Source organism: Methylosinus sp. PW1, assembly GCF_000745215.1.
Classification (GTDB): Bacteria; Pseudomonadota; Alphaproteobacteria; order Rhizobiales; family Beijerinckiaceae; genus Methylosinus.
In genome coordinates this window covers 515,752-538,813 of the sequence record NZ_JQNK01000002.1, presented here as the reverse complement: position 1 = coordinate 538,813, position 23,062 = coordinate 515,752, and the positions used below count along the sequence as shown (strand labels likewise).

Annotated in this window: 20 protein-coding genes and 3 tRNA genes; 13 read left to right on the top strand and 10 right to left on the bottom strand. The window is 66.1% G+C overall.

From position 1 onward, the window contains the following. Positions 1-13 precede the first annotated feature (13 nt). The 3 genes from K369_RS03040 to K369_RS03030 form a co-directional block, all read right to left on the bottom strand. Complete coding sequence (locus tag K369_RS03040; protein WP_036287760.1) at positions 14-916, bottom strand: metallophosphoesterase; 903 nt, start codon at positions 914-916, stop codon at positions 14-16. Positions 917-1,006: 90 nt separating this feature from the next. Continuing rightward, positions 1,007-1,756 (bottom strand): hypothetical protein, encoded by a 750-nt coding sequence (locus K369_RS03035; protein WP_036287238.1) that lies wholly within the window; start codon positions 1,754-1,756, stop codon positions 1,007-1,009. Between the two features lie 131 nt (positions 1,757-1,887). Next, complete coding sequence (locus tag K369_RS03030; RefSeq protein ID WP_051948836.1) at positions 1,888-3,327, bottom strand: aspartate aminotransferase family protein; 1,440 nt, start codon at positions 3,325-3,327, stop codon at positions 1,888-1,890. Positions 3,328-3,850: 523 nt separating this feature from the next. Here K369_RS03030 and K369_RS03020 point away from each other — a divergent pair. The 6 genes from K369_RS03020 to K369_RS02995 all read left to right on the top strand — a co-directional run bounded on the left by K369_RS03020 (position 3,851) and on the right by K369_RS02995 (position 5,906). Further along, positions 3,851-4,438: a cold-shock protein gene (locus tag K369_RS03020; protein ID WP_024879928.1), complete on the top strand. Its 588-nt coding sequence runs from the start codon at positions 3,851-3,853 to the stop codon at positions 4,436-4,438. Positions 4,439-4,568: 130 nt separating this feature from the next. Further along, positions 4,569-5,072, top strand: coding sequence for a DUF192 domain-containing protein (locus tag K369_RS03015; protein WP_245278066.1), 504 nt, complete (start codon positions 4,569-4,571; stop codon positions 5,070-5,072). Positions 5,073-5,165: 93 nt separating this feature from the next. After that, positions 5,166-5,242, top strand: a tRNA-Pro gene (locus K369_RS03010). Positions 5,243-5,317: 75 nt separating this feature from the next. Beyond that, positions 5,318-5,629 (top strand): ETC complex I subunit, encoded by a 312-nt coding sequence (locus tag K369_RS03005; protein WP_026191305.1) that lies wholly within the window; start codon positions 5,318-5,320, stop codon positions 5,627-5,629. A gap of 13 nt (positions 5,630-5,642) precedes the next feature. Continuing rightward, a tRNA-Arg gene (locus K369_RS03000) sits at positions 5,643-5,719 on the top strand. A gap of 110 nt (positions 5,720-5,829) precedes the next feature. Then, positions 5,830-5,906, top strand: a tRNA-Arg gene (locus tag K369_RS02995). A 16-nt stretch (positions 5,907-5,922) separates the two neighbouring features. Here K369_RS02995 and K369_RS02990 read toward each other — a convergent pair. The 3 genes from K369_RS02990 to K369_RS02980 form a co-directional block, all read right to left on the bottom strand. Further along, positions 5,923-7,386 (bottom strand): outer membrane beta-barrel protein, encoded by a 1,464-nt coding sequence (locus K369_RS02990; RefSeq protein WP_245278065.1) that lies wholly within the window; start codon positions 7,384-7,386, stop codon positions 5,923-5,925. A 153-nt stretch (positions 7,387-7,539) separates the two neighbouring features. Beyond that, complete coding sequence (gene zapE, locus K369_RS02985) at positions 7,540-8,679, bottom strand: cell division protein ZapE (RefSeq protein WP_036287748.1); 1,140 nt, start codon at positions 8,677-8,679, stop codon at positions 7,540-7,542. A gap of 22 nt (positions 8,680-8,701) precedes the next feature. Next, positions 8,702-9,199 carry a GNAT family N-acetyltransferase gene (locus K369_RS02980; RefSeq protein ID WP_036287231.1) on the bottom strand — a complete coding sequence of 166 codons (498 nt, stop codon included), beginning with the start codon at positions 9,197-9,199 and terminating at the stop codon, positions 8,702-8,704. A 70-nt stretch (positions 9,200-9,269) separates the two neighbouring features. Between K369_RS02980 and K369_RS02975 the strand changes: the two genes are divergently transcribed. Beyond that, positions 9,270-9,830, top strand: coding sequence for a GNAT family N-acetyltransferase (locus K369_RS02975; RefSeq protein WP_036287229.1), 561 nt, complete (start codon positions 9,270-9,272; stop codon positions 9,828-9,830). 6 nt (positions 9,831-9,836) lie between these two features. Next, the gene (locus tag K369_RS02970; protein WP_036287227.1) at positions 9,837-10,373 is read left to right on the top strand and encodes a GNAT family N-acetyltransferase; all 537 of its coding nucleotides are present in this window, start codon (positions 9,837-9,839) and stop codon (positions 10,371-10,373) included. Here the strand turns inward: K369_RS02970 and K369_RS02965 are convergent. Continuing rightward, positions 10,364-10,837, bottom strand: a complete 474-nt coding sequence (locus K369_RS02965) for an NUDIX domain-containing protein (protein WP_036287225.1) — start codon at positions 10,835-10,837, stop codon at positions 10,364-10,366. The genes K369_RS02970 and K369_RS02965 overlap by 10 nt on opposite strands. 143 nt (positions 10,838-10,980) lie before the next feature. Here K369_RS02965 and mbfA point away from each other — a divergent pair, with 143 nt between their 5' ends. Next, positions 10,981-11,952: an iron exporter MbfA gene (gene mbfA, locus K369_RS02960; protein WP_036287222.1), complete on the top strand. Its 972-nt coding sequence runs from the start codon at positions 10,981-10,983 to the stop codon at positions 11,950-11,952. 9 nt (positions 11,953-11,961) lie between these two features. Then, on the top strand, positions 11,962-12,843 hold the full coding sequence (locus K369_RS02955; protein WP_036287219.1) for a metallophosphoesterase: 882 nt from the start codon (positions 11,962-11,964) through the stop codon (positions 12,841-12,843). A gap of 108 nt (positions 12,844-12,951) precedes the next feature. On the opposite strand, the gene K369_RS02950 is transcribed toward K369_RS02955, so the two are convergent. Beyond that, positions 12,952-13,689, bottom strand: a complete 738-nt coding sequence (locus K369_RS02950) for a hypothetical protein (RefSeq protein ID WP_245278064.1) — start codon at positions 13,687-13,689, stop codon at positions 12,952-12,954. Positions 13,690-14,142: 453 nt separating this feature from the next. Between K369_RS02950 and K369_RS02945 the strand changes: the two genes are divergently transcribed. The 3 genes from K369_RS02945 (at position 14,143) to mobA (ending at position 21,230) form a co-directional block, all read left to right on the top strand. Next, positions 14,143-19,587, top strand: a complete 5,445-nt coding sequence (locus tag K369_RS02945) for a GH36-type glycosyl hydrolase domain-containing protein (RefSeq protein WP_036287745.1) — start codon at positions 14,143-14,145, stop codon at positions 19,585-19,587. 125 nt (positions 19,588-19,712) lie between these two features. Next, positions 19,713-20,579 (top strand): hypothetical protein, encoded by an 867-nt coding sequence (locus tag K369_RS02940; RefSeq protein WP_051948831.1) that lies wholly within the window; start codon positions 19,713-19,715, stop codon positions 20,577-20,579. Positions 20,580-20,603: 24 nt separating this feature from the next. Then, a complete protein-coding gene (mobA, locus tag K369_RS02935) occupies positions 20,604-21,230 on the top strand; it encodes a molybdenum cofactor guanylyltransferase MobA (protein ID WP_036287212.1) in 627 nt (208 codons plus the stop codon). Here the strand turns inward: mobA and lepB are convergent. Together lepB and K369_RS02925 are read right to left on the bottom strand one after the other, a co-directional pair. After that, on the bottom strand, positions 21,218-21,925 hold the full coding sequence (gene lepB / locus K369_RS02930) for a signal peptidase I (protein WP_051948829.1): 708 nt from the start codon (positions 21,923-21,925) through the stop codon (positions 21,218-21,220). The two genes, mobA and lepB, sit on opposite strands and share 13 nt — an antisense overlap. A gap of 98 nt (positions 21,926-22,023) precedes the next feature. Further along, the gene (locus tag K369_RS02925; protein ID WP_036287209.1) at positions 22,024-23,055 is read right to left on the bottom strand and encodes a cysteine synthase A; all 1,032 of its coding nucleotides are present in this window, start codon (positions 23,053-23,055) and stop codon (positions 22,024-22,026) included. Between the last annotated feature and the right edge of the window lie 7 nt (positions 23,056-23,062).

Sequence of the window (23,062 nt, the reverse complement as noted above, 5' to 3'; positions counted from 1 at the left end):
GAACGCGCCGGCGTCACGCCGCCGGCGCTTCGACTCTTATGTGAAGGACTTCCGGCGGCGCGCCGAAGCGGACCGGAAGCGCCGTGCATCCCAATCCGCCGGAGACGATGAGATGCCTCTCGTCCTCGACGATATGTCCATGGACATAGCGATTGCCATAGAAGGACGGCACGATCGGCGCCCAGCCGAAGATCCGCACCTGGCCGCCATGCGTATGGCCGCAGAGCGTCAGCGCGACACGCTCGGGCACGCGCGGAAAAATGTCGGGCTCATGCGCCAATAGGATCACCGGATCGTCGGTCGTCACCTCGGCGAGCGTCCCCGGCAGATCGTCCAGCCCATTCCATTTGCGCCGCCCGGCGGGTATCGCGAATTGGTCGGCCAGTCCCGCGAGCCAGAAGGGGCGAGCGCCGCCGGTCAGACGCACCGCCGCATTCTCATAGACAGGAATCCCATTGTCCTCGAGCGCGGCGCGGGCGGCCGTCTCGTAGCGTCCGCGATGCTGCACGGTTTCGTCGTCCCACATGTCGTGATTGCCGAGAATCGCATGGACGCCGAGCGGCGCTCTGAGCCGTGACAGCGCCCGCGCCCATTGCGGCGCCGGAATCGACGTCGCGAAATGATGCAGCCCGGCGACATAGTCGCCGAGCAGCACGATGACGTCGGGCCGCAGCGCATTGATGCGATCGACGATCGCATCAATGCGCTCGATCGACATCCATGGCTCGCAGGCGTGCAGATCGGAGAGCGCCGCGATCTCGAGGGCGAAGCCCTTCGGCCAGACGCGCGGCGCAATGTGATAGCGAGCGACGCGCGGCGCCATCAGCGGCTCATAGCCGAAGGCGTAGGCCGCTCCCGCGAAGGCGGAAGCCGCCCCGGCGATCGCGCCTCTCAGAAAGGCGCGCCGAGTCAGCATGAGCATTGCAATTCCCTCATGAGCAGTCGCGCGACATTGAAGCCGACGAATGCGTCGGTTTCGAGTCGCGCCGCTCTGGCGCCGATCGGCTCATCGCGCAGGGAAGGGGCCTTCGTCGAGGAAATAGCCATAGGCCTGCGTGGAACGCTGCGGAATAGGATCGACCGCAGTATAGGCGCCGGGCCGATAGGCGCGATCATAGGGATTGCCCGCATGCGGATAATAGGCCGACCGCACATAAGGCGTGGGAGCGATGTCGCTCGCGCGATAGCGGATGGGCTGTCGCCATTGCGTCGCCTCTTCCGTGGCCACGTGGTAGCGTTGGGGCGCGACGGAGGCGCGGGCGTCGTCCTCATGCGGATAATAGGTCGTCGGCTCGGCATAGGCGAGGGGAGCGACTTCGCCGCCGCGATGGCGAATGGGTCGCCGCCATTGCGTCACATCTTCCGTCGGGACGCGATAGCGCTGCGGCGCGACGACGGCCCCTGCGTAATTCTCTTGCGGATTATAGGCCGGCTCCGCATAGGGGACGGCCGCCGCCTCAGTGGCGCGATAGCGAATGGGCTGCGGCCATGACGTCGCTTCTTCCACGGCGACTCGGTGGCGACGGGGCGCGATGGCGGCGCGGCCGTCGCTCGGCTCCTCCTCGCGCCAATGGCGCGCGTGACGCGCGGCCGGATGAAACGGCCGAAAATTCGCGGTCGCCCGCGGCGCGAAATCATTGGGGCCGAGCCCGCGAATGACGACCGGTGGTTCGCGCGCGCCGGCGTAGGAGGACGCGGGAACGCCCGCGAGCGCGGCCAGCAGGGCCGCAGACAGAATCGTCGCACTGATACGCATAATCGACGCCTTTCGTCTCGAAGCGGAGCGCGACGGGATGGAAATATGCGCCGACGTCTCAAATCGGCGCGGCTTCCCGTCGCGCGCCTCATCGGAGCAAGGCGCGTTCCCAATTCATTAACCTTGGCGTGTCAGCCGAGCTTGGCTTTCAGCGCATGGCTCGCGAGCGTCTTGCCGAGCGACCACACCGCCCCCGGCGCGTGATGCGCGTCGGCGATGACCTTGTCGAAGGAGCGCTCGATCCAATCGCAATCGAAATCGTCGATGGTGAGCGGCGGCAGCAGCTTGATCGTGTGATTGCCATGGCCGGCGACCTGCGTCAGCACCTTGTGCTGCTCGAACAAAGGTATGCTGATGAGCTGGCAGAAGAGGCCGGAGTTGACGGTCTCCAGCAGGTTCCATGCGGCTTTCAGCTTCAGCGAGCGCGGCTCGCCAAACTCGACTCCGATCATCAGGCCTTTGCCGCGCACATCGGCGACGAGCTCGTAGCGCTCGGCCATGGCGCGGAAGGAGGCGAGCAGACGCTCGCCCCTGGCGGCGGAATTCTCGACGAGCTTCTCGCTCGCCATGACCTCGAGAGTGGCGAGGCCGGCGGCCATTGCGAGATCATTCTTGCCGAAGGTGGAGCCGTGCACGACCGCGCGATCCATGCGGTCGAACATTTTGTCGAAAATCCATTTGCGCGTCAGCACCGCGCCGACCGGCACATGGCCGCCCGACAGCGCCTTGGCGACGAGCAGGAGATCGGGCTCGACGCCATAATGCTCCACGGCGAAAAATTTTCCCGTGCGGCCGAGGCCGGTCTGAATCTCATCGGCGACGAACAGAGTCCCATATTTGCGGCAGAGCGCCGCAGCCTGCGCGAGATAGTCCTGCGCCGGCATGTTCACGCCCTTGCCCTGAATGGGCTCGACGAAAAAGGCGGCGACGTCGCGATGGCGCAGCGCCTCCTCGAGCGCGGCGAGATCGTCGAAGGGAATCTCACGCGTATCGGGGAGCAGCGGGCCGAAGCCCTTCTTGAAAATCTCGTCGCCATTGAGCGAAAGCGCGCCATAGGTGAGGCCGTGGAAGGAATGCGCGCAATGGAGAATGCCCGGACGGCCCGTCGCCGCGCGCGAAAATTTGATTGCCGCCTCGACCGCCTCCGTGCCGGAATTGGCGAAAAAAACTTTCTCCATATAGGGCGCGAAGCCGAGCAGCCGTTCTGCGAGCAGCGCGGCGGGCACCGACACGTCGAGTTGCACGAGATTGGGAAGCTCGGCGCCGAGCACGCTCATCAGCGCCTCGCGCAGCGCGGGATGATTGCGGCCGATCGCGAACACGCCCCAGCCGCTCAAGAGATCGAGATAGCGCGCGCCGGCGCGGTCATAGAGATATTGGCCGGAGCCGCGCACGAATCCGACGTCATAGCCGATGGTCTTCAGCACACGCACCCACATCTCGTTGAGATGCTGCGAGTGCAATGCGAAACGCTCGCTCTCCCGCTCGGCATAGAGCGAGGCGAGATCGAAATTCGGGGCGCCGTCACGTTGCGCCAATTCACGATCGTCTCGCGGTGTGATGAAGCTCATTCGTTCGAAGTCCGTGCTTTCAAGGGCTGCGTGCGATCTTCTCGCGGGAATTGCGGCTCGTCGGCTGCGCCACCATCGGGCGGCGACGCACTATGTCGCGGCTTCGCGACGGCCGCAACATATGGACGAGCATATTGTTTCGCGCCGCTCTGTCCAGCGCCGCGCGCGCCCCGAGGGGCCGAGCCGCTCGCAAATGTGGCCGAAAGCCGCTCTGGCGCCCAATCACGCCGCTTTGATGGCGAAGATCGAAGCCGAAACATGCGCGCGAGGAGCCCCAAAGAGCCGTGATCGCGCATTGGCGACGCTCGTACGGTATTTCGCGTAACCTGCGCCGAGGTCGCGGAACGCCAAGCATTTTCGGGCTTTGTATCCACAGCGAAGGCGCACGAAACAAAAAAGTCGGTTGGAGGAAAGCGTGGCGATGATATCTTAACCACAGTGATTCACGGGCGAGCGTCGCGATTCGAGTCTTCGAAGGCGAGCGGAGCGCATTCGTTCCGAATCGGCAGGGGGAGTTGGTCTGTTGGGCGCAAAAATTTCATTCCAGAATGAGTTGAGCGCGTCGACCATCAATGTCGAAAATGGTGAAGCCGGACTCGATCTCGTCGAAGTGTCCGGAACCATCAAGTGGTTCGACGTTTCGAAGGGATACGGATTCGTCGTTCCCGATGATGGCGGCGCAGATATTCTCTTGCATGTGACCATCCTACGCCGTTCCGGATTCCAGTCCGCCTATGAGGGCGCGCGCGTCGTCTGCGAGGCGCAGAAGCGCGTGAAGGGCATGCAGGTGTTTCGCGTCGTCGGCATGGACGAGTCGACGGCCGTTCATCCTTCGCAGAACGGCGCCGTCCGCACCCATGTCCAAGTGACGCCGTCGAGCGGCTATGAGATCGCCATAGTCAAATGGTTCAACCGGGTGAAGGGCTTCGGCTTCCTGACCCGCGGCGAGGGCACCGACGATATCTTCCTGCATATGGAGACGGTACGCCGCTATGGACTCGCCGAGCTGAAGCCCGGGGACAGCGTTCTGGTGCGCTATGGCGACGGCCCCAAGGGCCTCATGGCGACCGAAGTGCGGCCACTCGAATCGGCGCTGCCGGCCTCTCATTAGAGGCCGAGCGACAGGCGCGTTTCCGGGCCGCTTTTTATTTCCCGACCGCAATGGCAGAATGGCCGTCGAAGCGCTGGCGTTTCGACGTTGTCTCGATGCGCTCTGCGGCCTGGATGCGGCGAGGGTGAGCATGTCTGGTGAGGTGTCGCGGAGCGTTTTCGGCGTCATAGCCGCGTTTTTCGTCCTTCTCTTCTGCGCGGCCGTTCCCGGCCATGCGAAGGAGCCGGGATTATCGCCGCCGCCCGCAGTCAAAATGGCCATAGAGCCGATAGAGATCGTCACCGCCTCCGGCGCGCATCGGCTGCGCGTCGAGGTGGCGCGCACGTCCGACCAGCGCGAGAGAGGCCTGATGTACCGCGCCTCGCTCCCCGCGGACGGCGGCATGCTGTTCGATTTCCACGAGGAGCGGCCGGTCGCCATGTGGATGAAGAACACGCCGCTGTCGCTCGACATGGTCTTCGTCTCGCGCGCCGGAAAGGTCGTCTCCCTGGCGCTCGCCGCAGAGCCCTATTCGGAGCGCGTCATCTCCTCCGGCGGGCCGGCGCTCGCCGTCATCGAGCTGGCCGCCGGCGCGGCGCAGCGCCTGTCGATCGCGGTCGGCGACACCGTCAAACATCCGATTTTCACGAGGTAGCGCGGTCGGCGCGCGCGCTCGCGCTTGTGAGCGACGCGCCCTCGTGCTAGCGAGGCGTTCGGCGGAAATGGGCTCCGCGGCCTATACGCGAGACGGGGTATGGCGCAGCCTGGTAGCGCGGAAGTTTTGGGTACTTCAGGTCGCAGGTTCGAATCCTGCTGCCCCGACCATTGGCGCGGAGCCCCGCCACAGCGCCGATTTTTCGTTTCCGGCCGGCTCACGAGCCGGCTCTCGCCGAGGCCGATATGACCGCACGCATTCACCGCCCGTCCCCCAGCGCGACGCAATCCGGTCCCGGGCCGGCCAAGCCCTGGGTCCTCGAATACGAGAACGAGACCCCGCGCGAGCTCGATCCGCTGATGGGGTGGACCGGCACGTCGGACGCCAAGGCGCAGATCAGGCTTCGCTTCGCCACCAAGGAAGAGGCGATCGCCTATGCCGAGCGCAAGGCGCTCGTCTATCGCGTCGAGGAGCCCAAGCCCGGCGCCCCTTCGCGCCGCATCCTGTCCTATGCTGATAATTTCAAGACGCAGCGCGTCGGCCAGTGGACGCACTGACGGCCGCCGTCACGACCCCGTAGCTCAGCCGGATAGAGCAACCGCCTTCTAAGCGGTAGGTCGCAGGTTCGAATCCTGCCGGGGTCGCCAAGAAAAGCAAGCAGTGCGGTCGACGGCCGCCGGATCATTGCGAAAGGGAAGGGCGCCTCGACGACAGCGCCCGAGACGCCGCCGGCCGAACATGCTAATTTGCGAGCGCCGACTCCGTAGCTCAGCTGGATAGAGCAACTGCCTTCGAAGCAGTAGGTCGTAGGTTCGAATCCTACCGGGGTCGCCAGCCGCCTCGCCCAACGTCACTTCAGCGTGAACGGCACGATCACATCTATCGAGAACATGCCGGTCGAGCGTCGATAGCCGCTCGCGCCGAAGAAGGGCGCCGCGCCGGTCAGCGAAGCGTCGTAGCGCAGCTCCGGCCGCAGGGACAGGCCGGTGATCGGCAGGCCTTTGGGAATCTCCGGCGTGATCGTCAGCCCGGCGGTGATCTCGAGATAGCTGGTTCCGCGCCCCTCTGGCTGGAAGATCGCCGAGGGCGCATAGAAACCGTGCTCTATGTTCGTGTAGTCGAAATAGCCGGGATAGGCGCCGACGAAGAAATTATTATGATCGCGCCAAAATTCGACGCGGCCATTGAGCTGCAGCGTTTCGTCGATTTTGTAGGACACATATTGCGCGACGCCATAGCCATTGACGCCGCGCGGGCGACGCGGAATGAGCGCGGCGTTGAAGCCGAAAATATCCGCGAGCCGGCTCAGCGCGCCTTCGGACAGTCCCGTGATCGAGAGCGGGTTCCATCCATCGTCGCGAATGTAGTTTATGTCCGTGCTGAGAGTTAGCCGATCCGTGACCTTCCAGGTGAGCGTCACATCATTGCTGTAGGACAAGGTCCGATTGGGATTGCAGGCGCATTCGTAAGGAATGTTCGGCCAGCCGACGCCGAGCGGATCGAGCTGCATCGGATCTTCTGGTCCGATGTGCGTCGTCCCCAGAATGGTCAGCCTGTCGTCGAAGGCCTTTATGCGCAGGCCGGCCTGGAAGGAGGCGGCGCTATTGTTGTCGCCCGGCCAGCCGAGGCTGGCGCTGTCGCCCGACATGACGCTCGCATGGACATAGAGCCAGGAGGTGAGATCGGACGAGATCATCACGCCGGTCTGCTTGAGCGGAATGCCGAAATTGAAAATATAGGAATGGCTGTAGAAAATGCTGTCGACCAACTCGGCGCCCTCGAGCGTGACGAATTGGCCGATCTTCACATCGAATCCATTGTCCGTGATCCACGGCAGATGCGCGGTCGCGAAGGCCTGCAGAATGTCGAGCTGCGTGCGGTCGCGCATCGCATAATCGAGCTCGCCGAGAAAATGCGTGTAGCGCGCATCGGTGCCGACCATCGTCTGAATTTTGAAGCCGAAGTCGAAATCCTTCGTCGCCTTTGGATCGGGCAGGCGCTGCATGGTGAGCACGCCGGCGTTGAATTGCGGCTGATTGGCGCGATCGGTGAACAGATGGCCCCAATTGAGCTTGTTGAACGGATTGTCGAAATTGAAGGTGGAGCCGGCCTCGACGAAGCCCGTCACCGTCAATGTGTCGAGCCAGGACGGCGGCGACTTGGCTTTGCTGTCGGATTTCTTGTCCGAGCCGGATGACCGCGCGCGCGAGGCGGGCGATGCAGGCCATCCGAGCAGCGCGCTGGAATCGTCCTCTTGCGCCGATGCGGCGACGGCGAGCATCGCCGCGACGCCGCCGGCCATGAGAGCGGTCATGAGGAGGCGCCGCCAGGTCGCGACCACGGGCAGGAAAGCCTCTTTTTCGAAAACATAGATTGAAACGAGTCGACGAAAAGCACTTTCGACCGCGCCGAAAAATCCGGCTGCGAATGCGATGCCTATCCGATTCCGCCAGAGCGCGGGAGTCGGTTATTCCACGGCGCCGGCATGCGGCGCGGCGAGATAATCGCGCGAGCGCATCTCGATCAGCCGCGACACTGTGCGTGCGAATTCCTGCGCCTCATGTCCCGTCGGCGCGTGATAGAGATCCTGCGCCTCGCTCTCGGCGGAGAGAATCAGCCGTGTTTTCTTCTCATAGAGAATGTCGATGAGCGTGATGAATCGCTTGGCCTCGTTGCGGCGATCGAAATTCATCTTCGGAACCGCATCGATGAATATCGTGTCGAAGGCCTCCGCGAGCGCCATGTAATCGGCGGCGCCGGTCGGCCGCGCGCACAGCTCCTCGAAGGAGAAGCGCGCGACGCGCCCCGCCGCCTGCGGAACGGCGATATCGCGGCGCGCGACGCGCAGCGTCCTCGGCGCGCCCATGGCGACGCCGCTCAGCTGCAGAAACAGCGCATCCATCGCCGCGCAGGCGCATGCGTCGGCGGGTGTGAAGAAAGTCTCGCCGAGCAGCGTTTTCTCGAGACGAAAATCGGCGCGCGCATCGAGGCGCAATTGATCGAGCCTGTCCTCGATCAGCGCGATGAAGGGCAGGAAGAGATCGCGATTGCGGCCGCCTTCGTAGAGCCGGCGCGGCTCGACATTGGAGGTCGCCACCATGATGACGCCGTCCTCGAGCAGCCGCGTGAACAGACGCGCGAGAATGGTCGCGTCGGCGATATCGGTCACGGCGAATTCGTCGAAGCAGAGCACGCGCGTCTCGCGCGCGATCTCCTGCGCCACATGCGCCAGCGGATCGGGAGCGGCGCTGCGGCGCGCGGCGAGCAGGCGCGCGTGAACCTGCGCCATGAAATCGTGAAAATGCGCGCGGCGCTTGGCGGCGAGCGGAAGCTCGGCGAAGAAGAGATCCATCAGCGTCGTCTTGCCGCGCCCGACGAGGCCGTGAATGTAGAGTCCGCGCGGACCGCCGCAGGGCGCGCGCCGTCCGAGCAGCCCACGCAGCCGCGCCGCGAGACCGCCATGCGAAGGGGCGGCGGGGCGACGCGTCAGCTCGCGCGCCAGCGCTTCCAGCCGCTCGAGCGCGGCGAGCTGCGCGGGATCGCGCTCCAGCGCGCCGCTGGCGACCAGCTTCTCATAGCGGGCGAGGAGGGGGCGCGGCGCCGTCATGCGCGGCGCCTCGTCGAAGAGGTCACAGCCGCCGCATCCTGCCATTGGCCGCCGCGAAGGCGCCTTCGCGCAGCTCGCAATAGAGCAGGCGGCGGGCGTCCACCGGCCCCGGCATGACGATCTTGCCATGCGGCACGCGGGCGAATCCGAGGCGGGCGTAATAGTCGAGATCGCCGACCAGCAGCACCAGCCCGTGACTGGCGTCGCGGGCGGCATCCAGCGATTTCTTGACCAGCGCCTCGCCGAGCCCCTGCGAGCGAAAGGCCGGCTCGACCGTCAGCGGGCCGAGCAGCAGCGCCGGGGTCTCGTCCACGAGAATGGCGGTCATGCGATTCGCGCCGACCAGCAGCGTGCCGACATGGGCGACGAAGGAGAGGGAGAGATCGGCTCCGACGCCCTCACGCAGCCGATAGGCCGTGCGCGCATAGCGACCCGGACCGAAAGCCCGCTCCTCGAGCTTTTCGATTTGAGGCGCATCGGCCGGCGTCTGCGGCGAGAAGCGGATGACGAGATCGATCATGGCTGCGCATAACATGGGCCGCCCGGTCGGCAAAGACCGCGACCGGCCCGAGTCTTGCTGAAAAACGCGCATGGATGCGATCGAGATCAGACCAGCGACGCCAGGGGACGCCGAGACGATCGCCGCCCTCCATGTCGCCTGCTGGGCGGAGACCTATACGCCTCTGGCGCCGGCGGAAATTCTAGCGGAATACACGCTGGAGACGCGCCTCGCGCAATGGCGTGAGACCTTGGGCGGCGGCGGGCCGCAACAGCCGCCGCCGAGCGTGTTTCTGGCGCTGCGGGAAAACGTCGCCATCGGCTTTGCGGCCAGCGGCGCGCAGCAGAGCGCTATTCTCGGCGAGCGCGGCTATGCCGGCGAGTTTCAGGCGATCTATCTGCTGAAGGAGGCGCAGCGCCTCGGCGCCGGCCGTAGCCTCATGCGCGTCATGGCGCAGGCGCTGCGCGAGCGCGGGATCGAATGGGGGAGCCTCTGGGTGCTGCGGCATAATTTCACGGCGCGGAAATTCTACGAGAAGCTCGGCGGTCGCAAGATCGGCGTCGAAGGCGCTTGGCGCGGCGTGCCGGAGGTCGCCTATGGCTGGCGCGATCTCGGCCTGCTCATCGATCCGCCGCCCGCCAAGCCTTGGTGACTCGCCTTGGCGGACGAATTCTCGCTGCGCGCCGCGACGGCCGAGGATGCGCAAACGCTCGCCGCGCTCAATCTCGCCTGCTGGCGCGAGACCTATGCGAGCCTGCTGCCGGCGGAGAATTTCTCGGCCCTCACGCTCGAGGAGCGGCTGGATCATTGGCGCGAGGTCTTTCAGTCGAGCGGAGCGCGCATCGTTCTGGCTTTCGATGCGGGCGGAGAGGCTGTCGGCTTCACGCATTGGCGCGCGCATGAATTCGTTCTCGGCGGCCGGCTGGGCCGCGGCGGCGAGATTTGCGCTATCTATCTACGCCACGCCGTACACAGACGCAGCCTCGGCCGCCGGCTGATGCGGCAGATGTCGCAGGAGATGCGCGCCAGCGGCCTCAAATGGGCGAGCCTCGTGGTGCTGCGCGACAACCTCCCCGCCCGCCGCTTCTATGAGGCGATGGGCGCGCGCCGTTTCGGCCGCGAGCTCTCCTGGCGCGGCGTTCCGCAGGTCGCCTATGGTTGGCGGGATGTGGGGAGGCTGGCTGTTCACCAATAGGGAGAGACTTTCGCGCCGCCGAAAACCTCGGCTATGCGCGCCCGCGTCGCTGGAGTCGCGTCCTCGGGCAGGGCGTCGAGCGGGAAGAAGCCCGCCTCGGCGATCTCATGGTCGGGCGGGCGCGGCGCGGTCTGACGAAAGGCGCGCGCGACGAAAAACGCCACATGGTCGCGCTTGGAGATGCGGCGGTTGAGATAGACGCCGCGCAGCTCCGCCGGCGCCTCCAGCTCTATATTGCCTTCCTCGGCCAGCTCGCGGGCGAGCGCCTGCTCGAGCGTCTCGCCCGGCTCGACGCCGCCGCCGGGCAGATAATAGCCGGAGATATAGGTGTGCCGCACCAGCAGCACGCGCCGGTCCGCATCGACGACGAGGCCGCGGACGCCGAGCGTCATCGGCCGTAACACCGTCGCCGCGAGCACGATCAGCCGCGTCGTCAGCAGCGTCCGCCAGCCGGACTCGCTCATCGGCCCGGCGCCTGTGCGGCGGCCGTCGGTTCAAATATCTGGCGTTCCATGGTTCGACACTCTAGAACCGCTCCAAATCGTCGCCGGCGCGACGTCGACAGCTAACTAGCGCCGCCGTTCCGCCGCGCGCAAGGAGCGTCAGATTGAAATCCTTCAGCGACCTCACGGAACGCGAAATTCTCGCCGTCGCCATCGCCTCGGAGGAGGAGGACGGCCGCATCTATCAGAGCTTCGCGGAAGACCTCTCCGAGCGCTATCCTTCCTCGGCCAGCGTCTTCGAGGAAATGGCCGAGCAGGAGGCCGCCCATCGCCACGCGCTGCTCAACCTCTATCAGAAGCGTTTCGGTCCCAATCTGCCGCCCATTCGGCGCGAGGATGTGAAGGGCTTTCTGCGCCGCAGGCCGATCTGGCTGACGCGCAATCTCTCGCTCGAGACGATCCGCAAGGAAGCGGAGGTCATGGAATATGAGAGCGCGCTCTTCTATCAGCGGGCGGCGGCGCGGGCGACCGACGTCGGCGTGCGCAAGCTGCTCGGCGATCTCGCCGCGGCGGAGCAAGGGCACGAGACTCTCGCCATGCGTCTCGGCGCGCAAATTCTCACGCCCGGCGCGAAAAAGGAGGAGGATCTCGCCTATCGGCGCTTCTTCATCCTGCAATATGTGCAGCCGGGCCTCGCCGGGCTCATGGACGGCTCGGTCTCGACTCTGGCGCCGCTCTTCGCCGCCGCCTTCGCCACCCATAATAATTGGGAGACGTTTCTCGTCGGCCTCGCCGCCTCCATCGGCGCCGGCATCAGCATGGGCTTCGCCGAGGCGCTCTCGGACGACGGCTCGCTGACCGGCCGCGGCTCGCCGATCCTGCGCGGCGGCGTCTGCGGGCTGATGACGACGCTCGGCGGCCTCGGCCATACTCTGCCCTATCTCGTGCCGGATGCGATCCCCGACAGCTTCGCCATAGCGACGACCATCGCCGGCGCGGTGGTCTTCTTCGAGCTGTGGGCGATCGCCTTCATCCGTGCGCGCTACATGGACACGCCTTTCCTGCAGGCCGTGTTTCAGATCGTGCTCGGCGGCGCGATCGTGCTCGCGGCGGGCATTCTCATCGGCGGCGCGTGAGGCTAGCCAATGGCGTTTCTGCTCGCTCATCTCTCCGACGCCCATATCGGGCCGATCCCGCGGCCGAGCCTGCGAGAGCTCGCCGGCAAGCGGCTCACCGGCTACGCCAATTGGATCAACAAGCGGGCGCAGGCGCATGACATGGGCCTGCTCGGCCGGCTCGTCGAAGACATGGCGGCGCAAAAGCCCGACCATGTCGCGATGACCGGCGACATCGTCAATATCGGCCTCGACGCCGAGATAGAGGCCGCGCGGCTCTGGCTCTCCGGCCTCGGCAGCCCGGAGAATGTCAGCTTCACCCCCGGCAATCACGACGCCTATGTGCCGGCCGCCGTGCCCCGTATCGCCGAGACCTTCGCGCCTTGGACGACATCGGAGGAGGGGGCGGGCTTTCCCTATCTGCGGCGACGCGGCGGGGTGGCGCTCATCGGGCTCGACTCGGCCGTGCCGACGGCGCCTTTCGTCGCCTCCGGCCGGCTCGGCGCGGAGCAGCGCGAGAAATTGGCGGCGCTGCTCGACAAGACCAAGGCCGAAGGGCTGGCGCGGGTCGTGCTGCTGCATCATCCGCCGCATCGCGGCGGCGCCAAGATTTTGCGCGGTCTCGACGACGCCGCCGAGCTGGAGGCGATCATCGCCCGTCACGGCGCCGAGTTGATCCTGCATGGCCATAATCACAAGATCAGCCTGCATCGCCTGCCCGGCGCGCATGGGGAGACGCCGGTCGTCGGCGTGGCCTCCGCCTCGGCCAAGGCCGGCGCGCATTATCCCCGCGCCGCCTATAATCTCTATTCCATCGAGCGCGAGGGCGACAAAATCGCCATCTCCGCCCGCTCGCGCGGATTGGGCGCGGACGGCGAGACGATCGAGGAGCTGGACGCGCTGGCCCTTTAGAGTGTTTTCGAGCGAAGTGGGAACCGGTTCGCGTGAAGAAAACACGACCGAACACGGAGATAGAGAGTCATTCCGGTTCGAGCTGAACCGGAAGGACTCTGTAGAGGCTCAGCGCGTCAGATAGGGGATGGCGTAGACGCCGAGCCGCCACAGCAGGAAGAAGAACGCGGCCGCGCCGGCGCCCTGCGCCAGAAATAGAATGGCGCGATAGAGCGTCTCGCCGATTCCGCCGGGCCGGGGCAGGGCGGGGAGGCTCACTCGCGGGGCCGCCAGCCGCTTTTTCTTCGCCGCCTCCTCGGTGAAGGCGCGGGCGCCGCCCTGTCCGGCGAAGTCGAAAGCCAGCGCTTTCTCCCGCTCGATCAGCCGATGCGCCATATATTCCGTGATAGCCTCCACCAATGTCGCAATATTTTCGCTCTCGCCTATGGTGACGCGGCCGTTGCGCGTGTCCTGCAGAAAGCGATAGGTGCGGCGGTCCCGGCCCATCTCGACGAAGCCGACGTGATCGATGAAGAGCCGCGGGCGATCGCCATGCGAGACGCCTATGTCGAAGAGATCGCAATCCTTCGGCGCCTGGGCGAGGACGGGATCCAGATGGTCCCGCAATATTTCGAGCCGGGCGATCTCGGCGTCGCGGAGATCGGCGAGAACGCCCGAGCGCTCGGCGTTGGCGAGCCGCGCCCGCCGCATCGCGCCGGTCAGATTGGCGACGCGGGTCTCCTTGGTCTCCGTGGCCAGCGCGCGCTGGCCGGAGCCCCGCTCGGACCGCCTATCCGTCACCAGCGCCGTCGGGGCGGGCGCATCGCCCGTCGTCGCCGGCTGGCCCTCCCTTTTGGATTCGTCCATCTCACTCATTCGCACGAAAGACCGCATGGCCATCTCATTCATTATACCTTCTCGCGACCGAGTTTCGACCGGAAAGAGCCGCTCACAGCGAAGCTTCGGCCGGGGCTTCGCTCTCATGTAACGAGCCATTATCGGAGGCGAGCGCGTCCTGGTTAGACCGCAAAGGCGGATAAAGCATGGCCGTCGTTACGAACGCGCCAATAGGATGTCGGGAATAATACTGATAATTCGACGCGAATATTAGACGTTTCGGCCTCTGTTCCGATGATGTTCCTTGTGCGCGTCTCGCCGACCGCGCCGCGGAAAAATGGGGCGTCGACGGCCGAGCTTGCGGAGAGTCGACATTTGCGCCGCCATCCGGCAAATCTCCGGCCGACGAGAGCGGGCGCCCGCGATTCGCGCGCAGGAGGAGGCCGCAGCCCGCTGCTGGCCGCGCGCAAGCTGGAGACCCCTATGGCGCCTCACAAAGCCGGCCTGCCGACGGCAGGCGCGCGATTTGGGCGGATCGCATTCGGCGCGATCTGCTCGCTCGTTTCGGCCACGGAGGCGGGCGGCGGCCATGAGCATATGCTCGTCGCCGGCTTTTTCGCCGCGACGGCGCTGCTCCTTTTGCGCCCAGCGCTGGGGCGCATCCGCCAGGGCGTCGATTTCGCCATTGATTTCCTCGCCATTGGCGCGCTCGCCTTGCTCTGCGATCCCGCGGGCGTGCTGTGGCGCGCGCCGGAGACGCTTTCCGGCCTCTTCACCTTGACGCCGATCGGCGCGGGCTCCGCAGTCGGCCTCTATCTGCTCGGCGTCTCCATTCTGCCCGGCTCGCCTTTCGCGCTGCGCGCGGCGCTGTTCCTTCTCCCATTCCTGTTCAGCCTTTTGGTCGCGCTCGGCTCGCGGGTCGTCGGCGAATTGGGCGGGCTGCTCTTCCTCGGTCTCGACGTTCCGCAGACGGCGCGCGTCATCGCGGCGCGGACGCTCATCGTTTTTCTGTTGAACGAGGCCGTCATCGTCGGCGCGCCGCTGGCGCTCGGCCGCTATCTGCCGCAGCAATGGCGCCCGCATGGCGTGCTGTTCCTCGCCGCGCTGATCGCCGCCGTCACGCCGGAGATTGCCAGCCTCGGCGCACATCCGCATGTCGCCTTTCTGCCGGCGCCGGTCGCCATCATCGTCGCGGCGCTGCTCGCCGCCGCGGCGCAGGCCGGTCTTTGGGGCGAGACCTATCTCGTCACACAGGCCATGGCGGGAATGCTGCGCGGGACGCCGTCTCTGCCGGTCATCGTGCTCAACGACTGGAAGACCGGCGCCGCCAAGGGCGCCGTCTATGGCTTCGTCTTCATGGCGCTGCTGCTGGTCGCCGGGCTCATTGTGAGCTTCCCGCCGGCGCTCGGGCTTCTCGTCGCGGCGGGTCCGGTCGGCGGCGCGCTGATCGGCGCGGCGACATTCCCGCTGCTGCGCGCCATTGTCGAGAGCACGGATTCGACCCCGCCATTCTACGCGAGGCTGCGGCTCGAATATGAGCGGACCGCCAATTTCCCGCGCGGCCTCGTCGCCGGCGCGGCGGTGGGGCTCGCGCTGCTCTTCGGCCTGCCGCACGAGGAGGGCGGCGCGCGCTTCCTCTTCGGCGCCGGGGCGGGGCTTCTCGCCTATGCCGGCGTGGACATGGGCTTCGATCTCTACGCGCTTCAGCAGAAGCGCCGGCAGCATTTGCGCAGTTGGCGCGTCTATGCGCTGGGCGCGCTTTTGGGCGGGCTCGTCGGCGGGGCGGTGGCCTGGTATCTCGACGCCGATCAGCTCTCGACGATCGCCAAGAAATTCTTCGCCTATATCTCGCTGAGCTACGCCGCCGACGGTCGGCCGGTCTCCGATTACGTCATCCGCCCGCTCTTCTCCAAATGGGGCGCGACTAATCTCGGCTTCGTCGATGGCGGCGTTCGCCTCTTCTTCGACGAGTCGCTGTCGGGCGTCATCCAATGGGTGTTCGCCGCGCCCTTGTTCTCGATCAATCTTTTCTTCCTGACGGCGCTGGTGCGCCGCAGCCTCGCGCCTTTGCGTCAGCTCGCGAGCTGGGAAGGTCTCGACATGCTGGTCGAGAACGCCGTGCGCGTGCTGCGCTGGGGCCTATGGATGGCGCCGGTCATCTATTCCTTCCTGAAGGCCTCGCCCGATCCTGCCTGGTACAATCAGGACGGCCTCATCCGCACCATCGTCGCCATATGGATGGATCACGCGCTGCCGGACCAGGATTTCCGCGCCTGGAGCCTCGACATATTCACGGCTCTGCTCGCCTATGACGCGATCCGCGTGCTGATCTGGTTCGACCATATGGGCCTGCGCGTCGCGACGCTGGTGAACCTCTCCTTCGTCGGCGGCGATGTCGCGGACGAAAAGGCCGCGCGCTTCATCGGCAAGGCGCAGAAGAGCCGCGCCATACCGGAAGGCCTGCGCCGCTTCGCGACCTGGGCGCCGCTGCTGCTGCCCTTCTACATCCCACGCGGCGCGGAATGGGATCAGGCCTGGGGCGCGGCCGAGCGCATGACGCATCTGAGGCCGCCGTCCTATTCCTACCTCATGGGCGGCTATATGGCCTATGCGGGCGCGCTCTCCATCGCGCTGGTGATTTTCCTGCTGATCCAGCTCGCCAAGGCCGGCAAGCTGCCGCTGGAAGGAATCACCGGCGCCGGCGGCGCGCCCGGCTCAAGGCCTTTCGAGCTGACCAATGGCCTCGTCACCAGCCAATGGTTCGAGGATGGCCAGGGCGCGATGCGCGTCGAGGGCGTCGCCCGCGGCGGCCCGCCGATCGATCTCACCCGCAGGCCGGACGATCACGCCCATCCGCGCGGACGCTTTCTGTTCTTCCGCGAGCAGGGTCGCGATCTCTGGTCGCTCGGCTCCGCGCCGACCTGCGCGCGCTGCGAGAAAGTGTCGCTGGAGAGCGAGGGCTGCACTTTCCTCTACGTGCTGATGGAGCAGGGCGGCTTCGCCATAGAAGCGAAGATTTCGCTCGCGCCGGACGAGGCCGTGGAGATCACGCGCCTGCGCCTCGTCGATCTCGAGCAGCGACCGCGCAAGCTCACGCTCGCGACGCTGCGCGAATGGGTGCTGAACGAGACCGGCGTCGAGCAGCGCGACGCCGCCTATAACGCGATTCATATCGGCACATGGTTCGTCGGCGGTCTCAACGCCATCATCGCGCAGAACCGCCTGCTGAAGGGCGGCGCGCGCCGTGACGTCGATCGGCGCCTCTCGCCCGAGGTCGGCTTCCATGCGATCGGCGCCAGCGAAGGAACGCGGCTTCGCGTCGTCGGCTATGAGGATGTGAAGGCGCGCTTCTATGGCCTCGGCGCCGCCGGATCGCCGGACAGCCTCAGAAATGGCGATCAGCCGCGCGAGCCGTCCGACGAGGGCCTGCTGTTCGGCTTCGAGCCGATCGCCAGCCTGCGCGCGGAGCTGGAGATCGCGGCGGGCGGCGCGGCGGAGATCGTCATCGTCGATGGCTGGGCGCGCGACATCGCTTCGGCGACGCGGACGATCGCCGCGCATCTCTCCCGCGACTTCGATTTCGCGAGCGTGGAGGCGGCGCTGGCGCGCAAGCGCGCGCTGCTCCATCCGCCCGCGCCGACCGAGCATCGCTACGCATTCGCCGAGGACGGCCGCAGCCTGACGCTGCGCCCCGACACGCCGCGGCTCTACGCTCATGTGATCGCCAATGCTGTGGGGCAGGGCGCGGTGCTCGGCAATCACGGCGATATTTATTCCTTTCACGGCAATTCGCGGCTCAACAGCCTGACGCCCTTCCGCATGGGCGAGGGCCGCATGACGCCGGCGGGCCAGGCCATCTATGTCTACGACCTCGCCCGGCAGGACGCGCATTCGGCGACCTTCGCCCCGCTGCGCCGACGCGACGCCGAGCATGAGGTCGAGTACGGCCTCGGCTATGCGATCTATCGGTCGAGCCGCGACGATCTCGAGCTCGAGCTGACCGTCTTCGTTCCGCCGGACCAGCCGGTCGAAATCAAGCTGCTGCGCATCGTCAACCGCCACGATCACGAGCGTCTGCTGCAGATCACCCCGGCGATGGAGATCGTCCTCGCCGAGACGCCGAACGAAAGCCTCGGCCGCGTCGAGGCTCTCGCGGGCGAGAATGAGCGCGCGCTCTACTTCCGCAACCCGGACAATAATTTCGTCCAGGGCTGGGCCTTCGTCTCCACGTCGGTTCCGGCGGAATTCGCCGAGACGTCGCGGCGGCGCTTCCTCGGCCATGAGAGCCGCGACCCGGCGCTTCCCTATATGGTCGAGCACGGCCACCCCGACGCCGGCGCGCCGGAGCATCAGCGCAAGGTGGCGAGCTTTTCCGGCGCGATCGACGTTCCCGCCAATGGCGAGTCGCTCGTCGTCGTCGCCATGGGGCAGACGCCGACGCTCGAAAGCTCCAAGATTCTCGCCGCTCTCGCCAGCGACCCGGCCTATGCCGTGCGCGCGCTGGAAGAGACCAAGCGCGATTGGGACGCTCGCCTCGGCGTGCTGCGCGTGAAGACCAATCGGCCGGAATTCGACCGGCTGGTGAATGACTGGCTGCCCTATCAGCTGCTCGTCTCGCGGCTATGGGGCCGTTCCGGCCCGGCGCAGCGCTCCGGCGCGACCGGTTATCGCGATCAGCTGCAAGACGTGCTGCCGCTCATCCATCTCGCGCCGGAACTCGCCCGCGCGCAGATTTTGAAGCATGCCGCGCATCAGTTCATCGAGGGCGACGCCGTCAAATGGTGGCATGACGCGCCGGACGGCGGCTGCGGCATCGCCGACCGCACCCACGCCTCCGACCCGCATCTGTGGCTGCCCTATCTGACAGTCCGCTATGTGAAGGGAACCGGCGACGACGCCATTCTCGACGCGATCGAGCCCTTCCTCGAGGCGGAGCTGACGCCGCCCGATCGGGAAGGAAACGCCAGCGTGCCGCTGACCTCGCGCGACAAGGACACGTTGCTCGGCCATTGCGCGCGGGCGATCGACTATTCGCTGGATCGCTTCGGCGCCCATGGCCTGCCGCTGATGGGGACGGGCGATTGGGACGACGGGCTCAATCTGCTCGGCGCGCAGGGACGCGGCGAGAGCGTCTGGGTCGGCTTCTTCCTGCACGGAATTCTGGCCGATATCGCGCCTTTGTTCGAGGCGCGCGGCGACGCCGAACGGGCGGCTCGCTATCGCGCGCGCGCCGAGGCGTTGCGCGCTGCGCTCGATTCCTGCTGGCGGGGCGATCGTTTCCTGCGCGCCTATGCGGATGATGGAAGCGAAGTCGCGCCGATGAGCGCCATGACCGCCTCCTGGCCGATCCTCTCGGGCGCAGTGGATTTCGCGCGCGGCAAGGAGACTCTCGACAATGCGCTGGCGGCGCTCGCACGGCCGGATCGCATATTGCTGGTGACGCCCTTCTTCGACGAGAACTCGCGTCCCTATCCCGGCCGCAGCGCCGAATATCCGCCGGGCGTGCGCGAGAATGGCGGCCAATATTCGCATGGCGTCTCCTGGCTCGTGGACGCGTTGACCCGCCTCGCACTGGAGGCCGCCGCCGGCGACGATCACGCGCAATCCGACGCGCTGTTCGCGCGTGCGTGGGACGCCTGGTTCGCGATCTCGCCGCTGTCGCGTCTCACGACGCCGGAGCAGGCCGACATATACGGCCTCGCGCCGCATCAGCAGCCGGCCGACGTCTATGAGGGCGAGGGCTATGAAGGCCGCGGCGGCTGGAGCTGGTACACGGGCGCCGCCGCGCGCATGCTGTCCGCCGCCTATGGGCTGCTCGGCCTGGAGATGATCGACGGCGACCTCAGCCTGCGTCCCGACGCCTTCGAGCCCAAAGGCGAGTTGAAGCTCGAGAGCGTCACCTGGCGCGGAAAGAGCTTCTCGGCCTGAAGCGTATGTTTTCACCATGAATCGGCGTCCGCCGCGCGCGGCGCTTGTGGACAAATTGATTTCATTTTAGCGTTTCGTAGCTCGATCAGCAGCTTGCGCTCGGGCCTCGATGCGGCGTTTTCTTCATGAGCTCATGGGCGCGTATCTGCTCCTGTGTCGCGGCGCTGTCGTTTCTGCATTCGACAGCGTGCCGCGCCGGCGCGTTTCTGCAAAAGCCGGGCGAGGGGATCGTCATCCTCTCGACGAGCTTCGCCGACGCCCATAAGGCCTATGACTCGCGCGGCAAGCTCGTCGCCGCGCCCTCCTATGCCAAATTCGAGACGCAGGCCTATGTCGAATATGGCCTCATCGACGAGATCACCTTCGTCGCCGAGTTGAGCTATATGCGCTTCCGCGGCGCCAATGAGCAGCGCCAGCTCGAGCAATTGCAATATCTGACGGCGGAAGCGATCGCCGGCGCGCCGCTCTATCTGCCGCCCGGCCTGGGCGGCGGCGCGCGCTATGAGGGGCTAGGCGCCGGCTGGATCGGTGGCCGGCTGCGGCTGCTCGAATGGGGCGGGACCATTCTCTCCGTGCAAGGGAGCCTGCGCGCGGCGACGCCCGCCGCGCAGACCTATCTCGACATGAAGCGGCGATTGCAGGAGGATGTGCGTCTGCAATTGGGCTGGCCAATCGAGATTTTCGGTCTGTCCGGCTTCAGCGACATGCAGCTCGGCTATCGCTCTCTCGGCCAGAGCGGCGATGAGATACGCGGCGAGATGACCTTCGGCCTGCGGCCGTTCGACGGCGTGCTGCTGCTGGCGCAGAGCTTTCTATCCGTTTCCCCTTGGAATGGCTCCGCGCCCTTCATGTCCTCGCAAAAGGCTCAAGTGAGCGCGGTTTACGACCTCACCCGCGAGGTCGCCGTGCAGCTCGGCGTTCGCGCCTCGCTGCGCGGCGTCAATGATTCCGCCGAGCGAGGCCTGCTCGGCGCCCTATGGTATAGGTTCTGAGAGGAACCGCCGGGCGAGGAGAAGATGACACGCTGTTTCGGACTCATTCTGGCCGGCGGCCAGGCGCGGCGCATGGGCGGCGTCGCCAAGCCACTGATCGAGGTCGGCGGCGCGCCGATCCTCGAGCATCTCCTCCGCCGGCTCGCGCCGCAATGCCTGCGCCTCGCGCTCAACGCCAATGGCGATCCGGGACGCTATGCCGATTTCCATTTGCCGATCGCGCCGGACGAGGTGGAGGGGTTTGCAGGGCCGCTCGCCGGCGTGCTCGCCGGTCTCGATCATGTCGCCGCGCATTTCCCCGATGTTCCGCTCATGCTGAGCGTTCCGGCGGACACGCCTTTCGTTCCTCTCGATCTCGCGGCGCGGCTCGCCAGCGCGCGCGCCGAGGCGAAGGCGGAGATCGCCGTCGCCAAGTCCGGCGATCGCGTGCATCACGCCGTCGCTCTATGGCCGGTAGCGCTGCGCGAGGAACTGCGCCATGCGCTGGTGAAGGAGGATTTGCGCAAGGTCTCGGGCTTCATCGAGCGTTACGCCAATACGCAGGTGGATTGGCCGGTCGAGCCCTATGACCCGTTCTTCAACGTCAACCGGCCGGAGGATGTAGAGCAGGCCGAGCGCATCGCGGCGTGCCTCGAGGCTCAGCGGTCGTAGACGAATTCGACGCGCCCGATGATGTTTTCCACCGGCACGAAGCCCACGCCGCCTCTCGTCGTCGGGACTCTCGAATCGGCGGCGTTGTCGCGATTGTCGCCGAGCACGACGAGGTTCCCAGCCGGCGCCTCGATGACCGGCGTCGTCGACAGCGGCGGCGCCACGCCTTTCGAGCAGACGAGCTTTTGGTAGATCCTATAGCGGTGCCCTTCGGGAAGCTGCTCCTCGACGAAACGGCTGTCGCAATCGTCCGCCTCCGGCACATCCGACGGACGGTCGAGCACGCGACGCGGGACGCGCGCGCCATTGATCCACAGCTCATTGCGGAGAAGCTGCACCTTGTCGCCGGGCAGTCCGACGACGCGCATCACCAAGTCACGGCCGTCGATCACGCGGAACACGATGACATCGCCGCGTATCGGGACGTGATCGGGCCACCGGCCGGAGATCGGGAGGGGAAGCAAATCATAGCTGAAGCGCGAAAGACCATAGGCGAATCTGTTGGTCCAGATCGTCGATCCCTTGTCGATCGTCGGCTCCATTGACGCGCTGACCATATGAAAGATGCGAAAGACCGGGCCGACATTCGGCAGGCATGCCGCGACGGCGAGAAACAGCAGAAAGCCGACGCCCGTCACACGCAGAAATAGACGTCGATCAGCGATGTCCGCCGGGTCGGCCGCGTCGAAACTCATCGTGAAAATCCCGCGAATATCGAAATTCCGCGTCGGCGCGCGACGCCGGCCGAAGACTATCGCGAGACACGGCCCGAGTCACGGGCGCGCGAGACGCCTCACACGAACCCCGGATCGATCGTCCCCGTCCGCTCGAGCCAAGCCGGCGTCGGCAGATCCTGCCCGCGCAGGAAATAGAGATTATAGAGCTTCGAGGCGTAGCGCGTGCCGAGATCGGCGAGGATTGTCACGATCGTATGGCCGGGGCCGAGCTCCTTGGCGAGGCGGATCGCGCCCGCCACATTGACGCCCGACGAGCCGCCGAGCAGCAGGCCTTCATTCTCGGCGAGATCGAAGAGAATGGGCAGCGCCTCCGTGTCCGGGATCTGATAGGCGAGATCGATCGGCGCGCCTTCGAGATTGGCGGTGATGCGGCCTTGGCCGATGCCCTCGGTGATGGAGGAGCCCGAGGCCTTCAGCTCGCCGGTCGTGTAATAGGAATAGAGCGCCGCGCCGAGCGGGTCGGCGATGGCGATCTTGATGGAGGGCTTGCGCTCCTTCAGCGCTATGCCGATGCCGGCGAGCGTGCCGCCCGTGCCCACCGCACAGACGAAACCGTCGATGTCGCCGTCCGTGTCTGCGAAAATCTCCGGCCCGGTGCCGCGAATATGGGCGTCGCGATTGGCCACATTGTCGAATTGATTGGCCCAGATCGCCCCTTCGGGAGTCTCCTTCGCCAGCCGCTCGGCGAGGCGGCCGGAGAGCTTCACATAATTATTGGGATTGGCGTAAGGGACGGCCGGCACCTCGACGAGCTGCGCGCCTTGGAGACGGAGCGTGTCCTTCTTCTCCTGGCTCTGCGTCTCCGGGATGACGATGACGGTGCGAAAGCCGAGCGCATTGGCGACCAGCGCGAGGCCGATGCCGGTATTGCCGGCCGTGCCTTCGACAATGGTTCCGCCCGGCTTCAGCGCGCCGTCCGCAATGGCGGCCTGGACGATGGAGAGCGCGGCGCGGTCCTTCACCGAGCCGCCCGGATTCATGAATTCCGCCTTGCCGAGAATGCGGCAGCCGGTGGCCTTGGACGCCGCCTTCAATTCGATGAGCGGGGTATTGCCGATCGCTTCGATGACATTGGCGGCGAATTTCATGTCGGAC

Coding starts and splice junctions, on each gene's coding strand:
- K369_RS03040 (WP_036287760.1), bottom strand. CDS start 916: ATGCTGACTCGGCGCGCCTTTCTGAGAGGCGCGATCGCCGGGGCGGCT.
- K369_RS03035 (WP_036287238.1), bottom strand. CDS start 1,756: ATGCGTATCAGTGCGACGATTCTGTCTGCGGCCCTGCTGGCCGCGCTC.
- K369_RS03030 (WP_051948836.1), bottom strand. CDS start 3,327: ATGAGCTTCATCACACCGCGAGACGATCGTGAATTGGCGCAACGTGAC.
- K369_RS03015 (WP_245278066.1), top strand. CDS start 4,569: ATGTCTGGTGAGGTGTCGCGGAGCGTTTTCGGCGTCATAGCCGCGTTT.
- K369_RS03005 (WP_026191305.1), top strand. CDS start 5,318: ATGACCGCACGCATTCACCGCCCGTCCCCCAGCGCGACGCAATCCGGT.
- K369_RS02990 (WP_245278065.1), bottom strand. CDS start 7,386: ATGACCGCTCTCATGGCCGGCGGCGTCGCGGCGATGCTCGCCGTCGCC.
- zapE (WP_036287748.1), bottom strand. CDS start 8,679: ATGACGGCGCCGCGCCCCCTCCTCGCCCGCTATGAGAAGCTGGTCGCC.
- K369_RS02980 (WP_036287231.1), bottom strand. CDS start 9,199: ATGATCGATCTCGTCATCCGCTTCTCGCCGCAGACGCCGGCCGATGCG.
- K369_RS02975 (WP_036287229.1), top strand. CDS start 9,270: ATGGATGCGATCGAGATCAGACCAGCGACGCCAGGGGACGCCGAGACG.
- K369_RS02965 (WP_036287225.1), bottom strand. CDS start 10,837: ATGAGCGAGTCCGGCTGGCGGACGCTGCTGACGACGCGGCTGATCGTG.
- K369_RS02955 (WP_036287219.1), top strand. CDS start 11,962: ATGGCGTTTCTGCTCGCTCATCTCTCCGACGCCCATATCGGGCCGATC.
- K369_RS02950 (WP_245278064.1), bottom strand. CDS start 13,689: ATGGACGAATCCAAAAGGGAGGGCCAGCCGGCGACGACGGGCGATGCG.
- K369_RS02945 (WP_036287745.1), top strand. CDS start 14,143: ATGGCGCCTCACAAAGCCGGCCTGCCGACGGCAGGCGCGCGATTTGGG.
- K369_RS02940 (WP_051948831.1), top strand. CDS start 19,713: ATGAGCTCATGGGCGCGTATCTGCTCCTGTGTCGCGGCGCTGTCGTTT.
- mobA (WP_036287212.1), top strand. CDS start 20,604: ATGACACGCTGTTTCGGACTCATTCTGGCCGGCGGCCAGGCGCGGCGC.
- lepB (WP_051948829.1), bottom strand. CDS start 21,925: ATGAGTTTCGACGCGGCCGACCCGGCGGACATCGCTGATCGACGTCTA.
- K369_RS02925 (WP_036287209.1), bottom strand. CDS start 23,055: ATGAAATTCGCCGCCAATGTCATCGAAGCGATCGGCAATACCCCGCTC.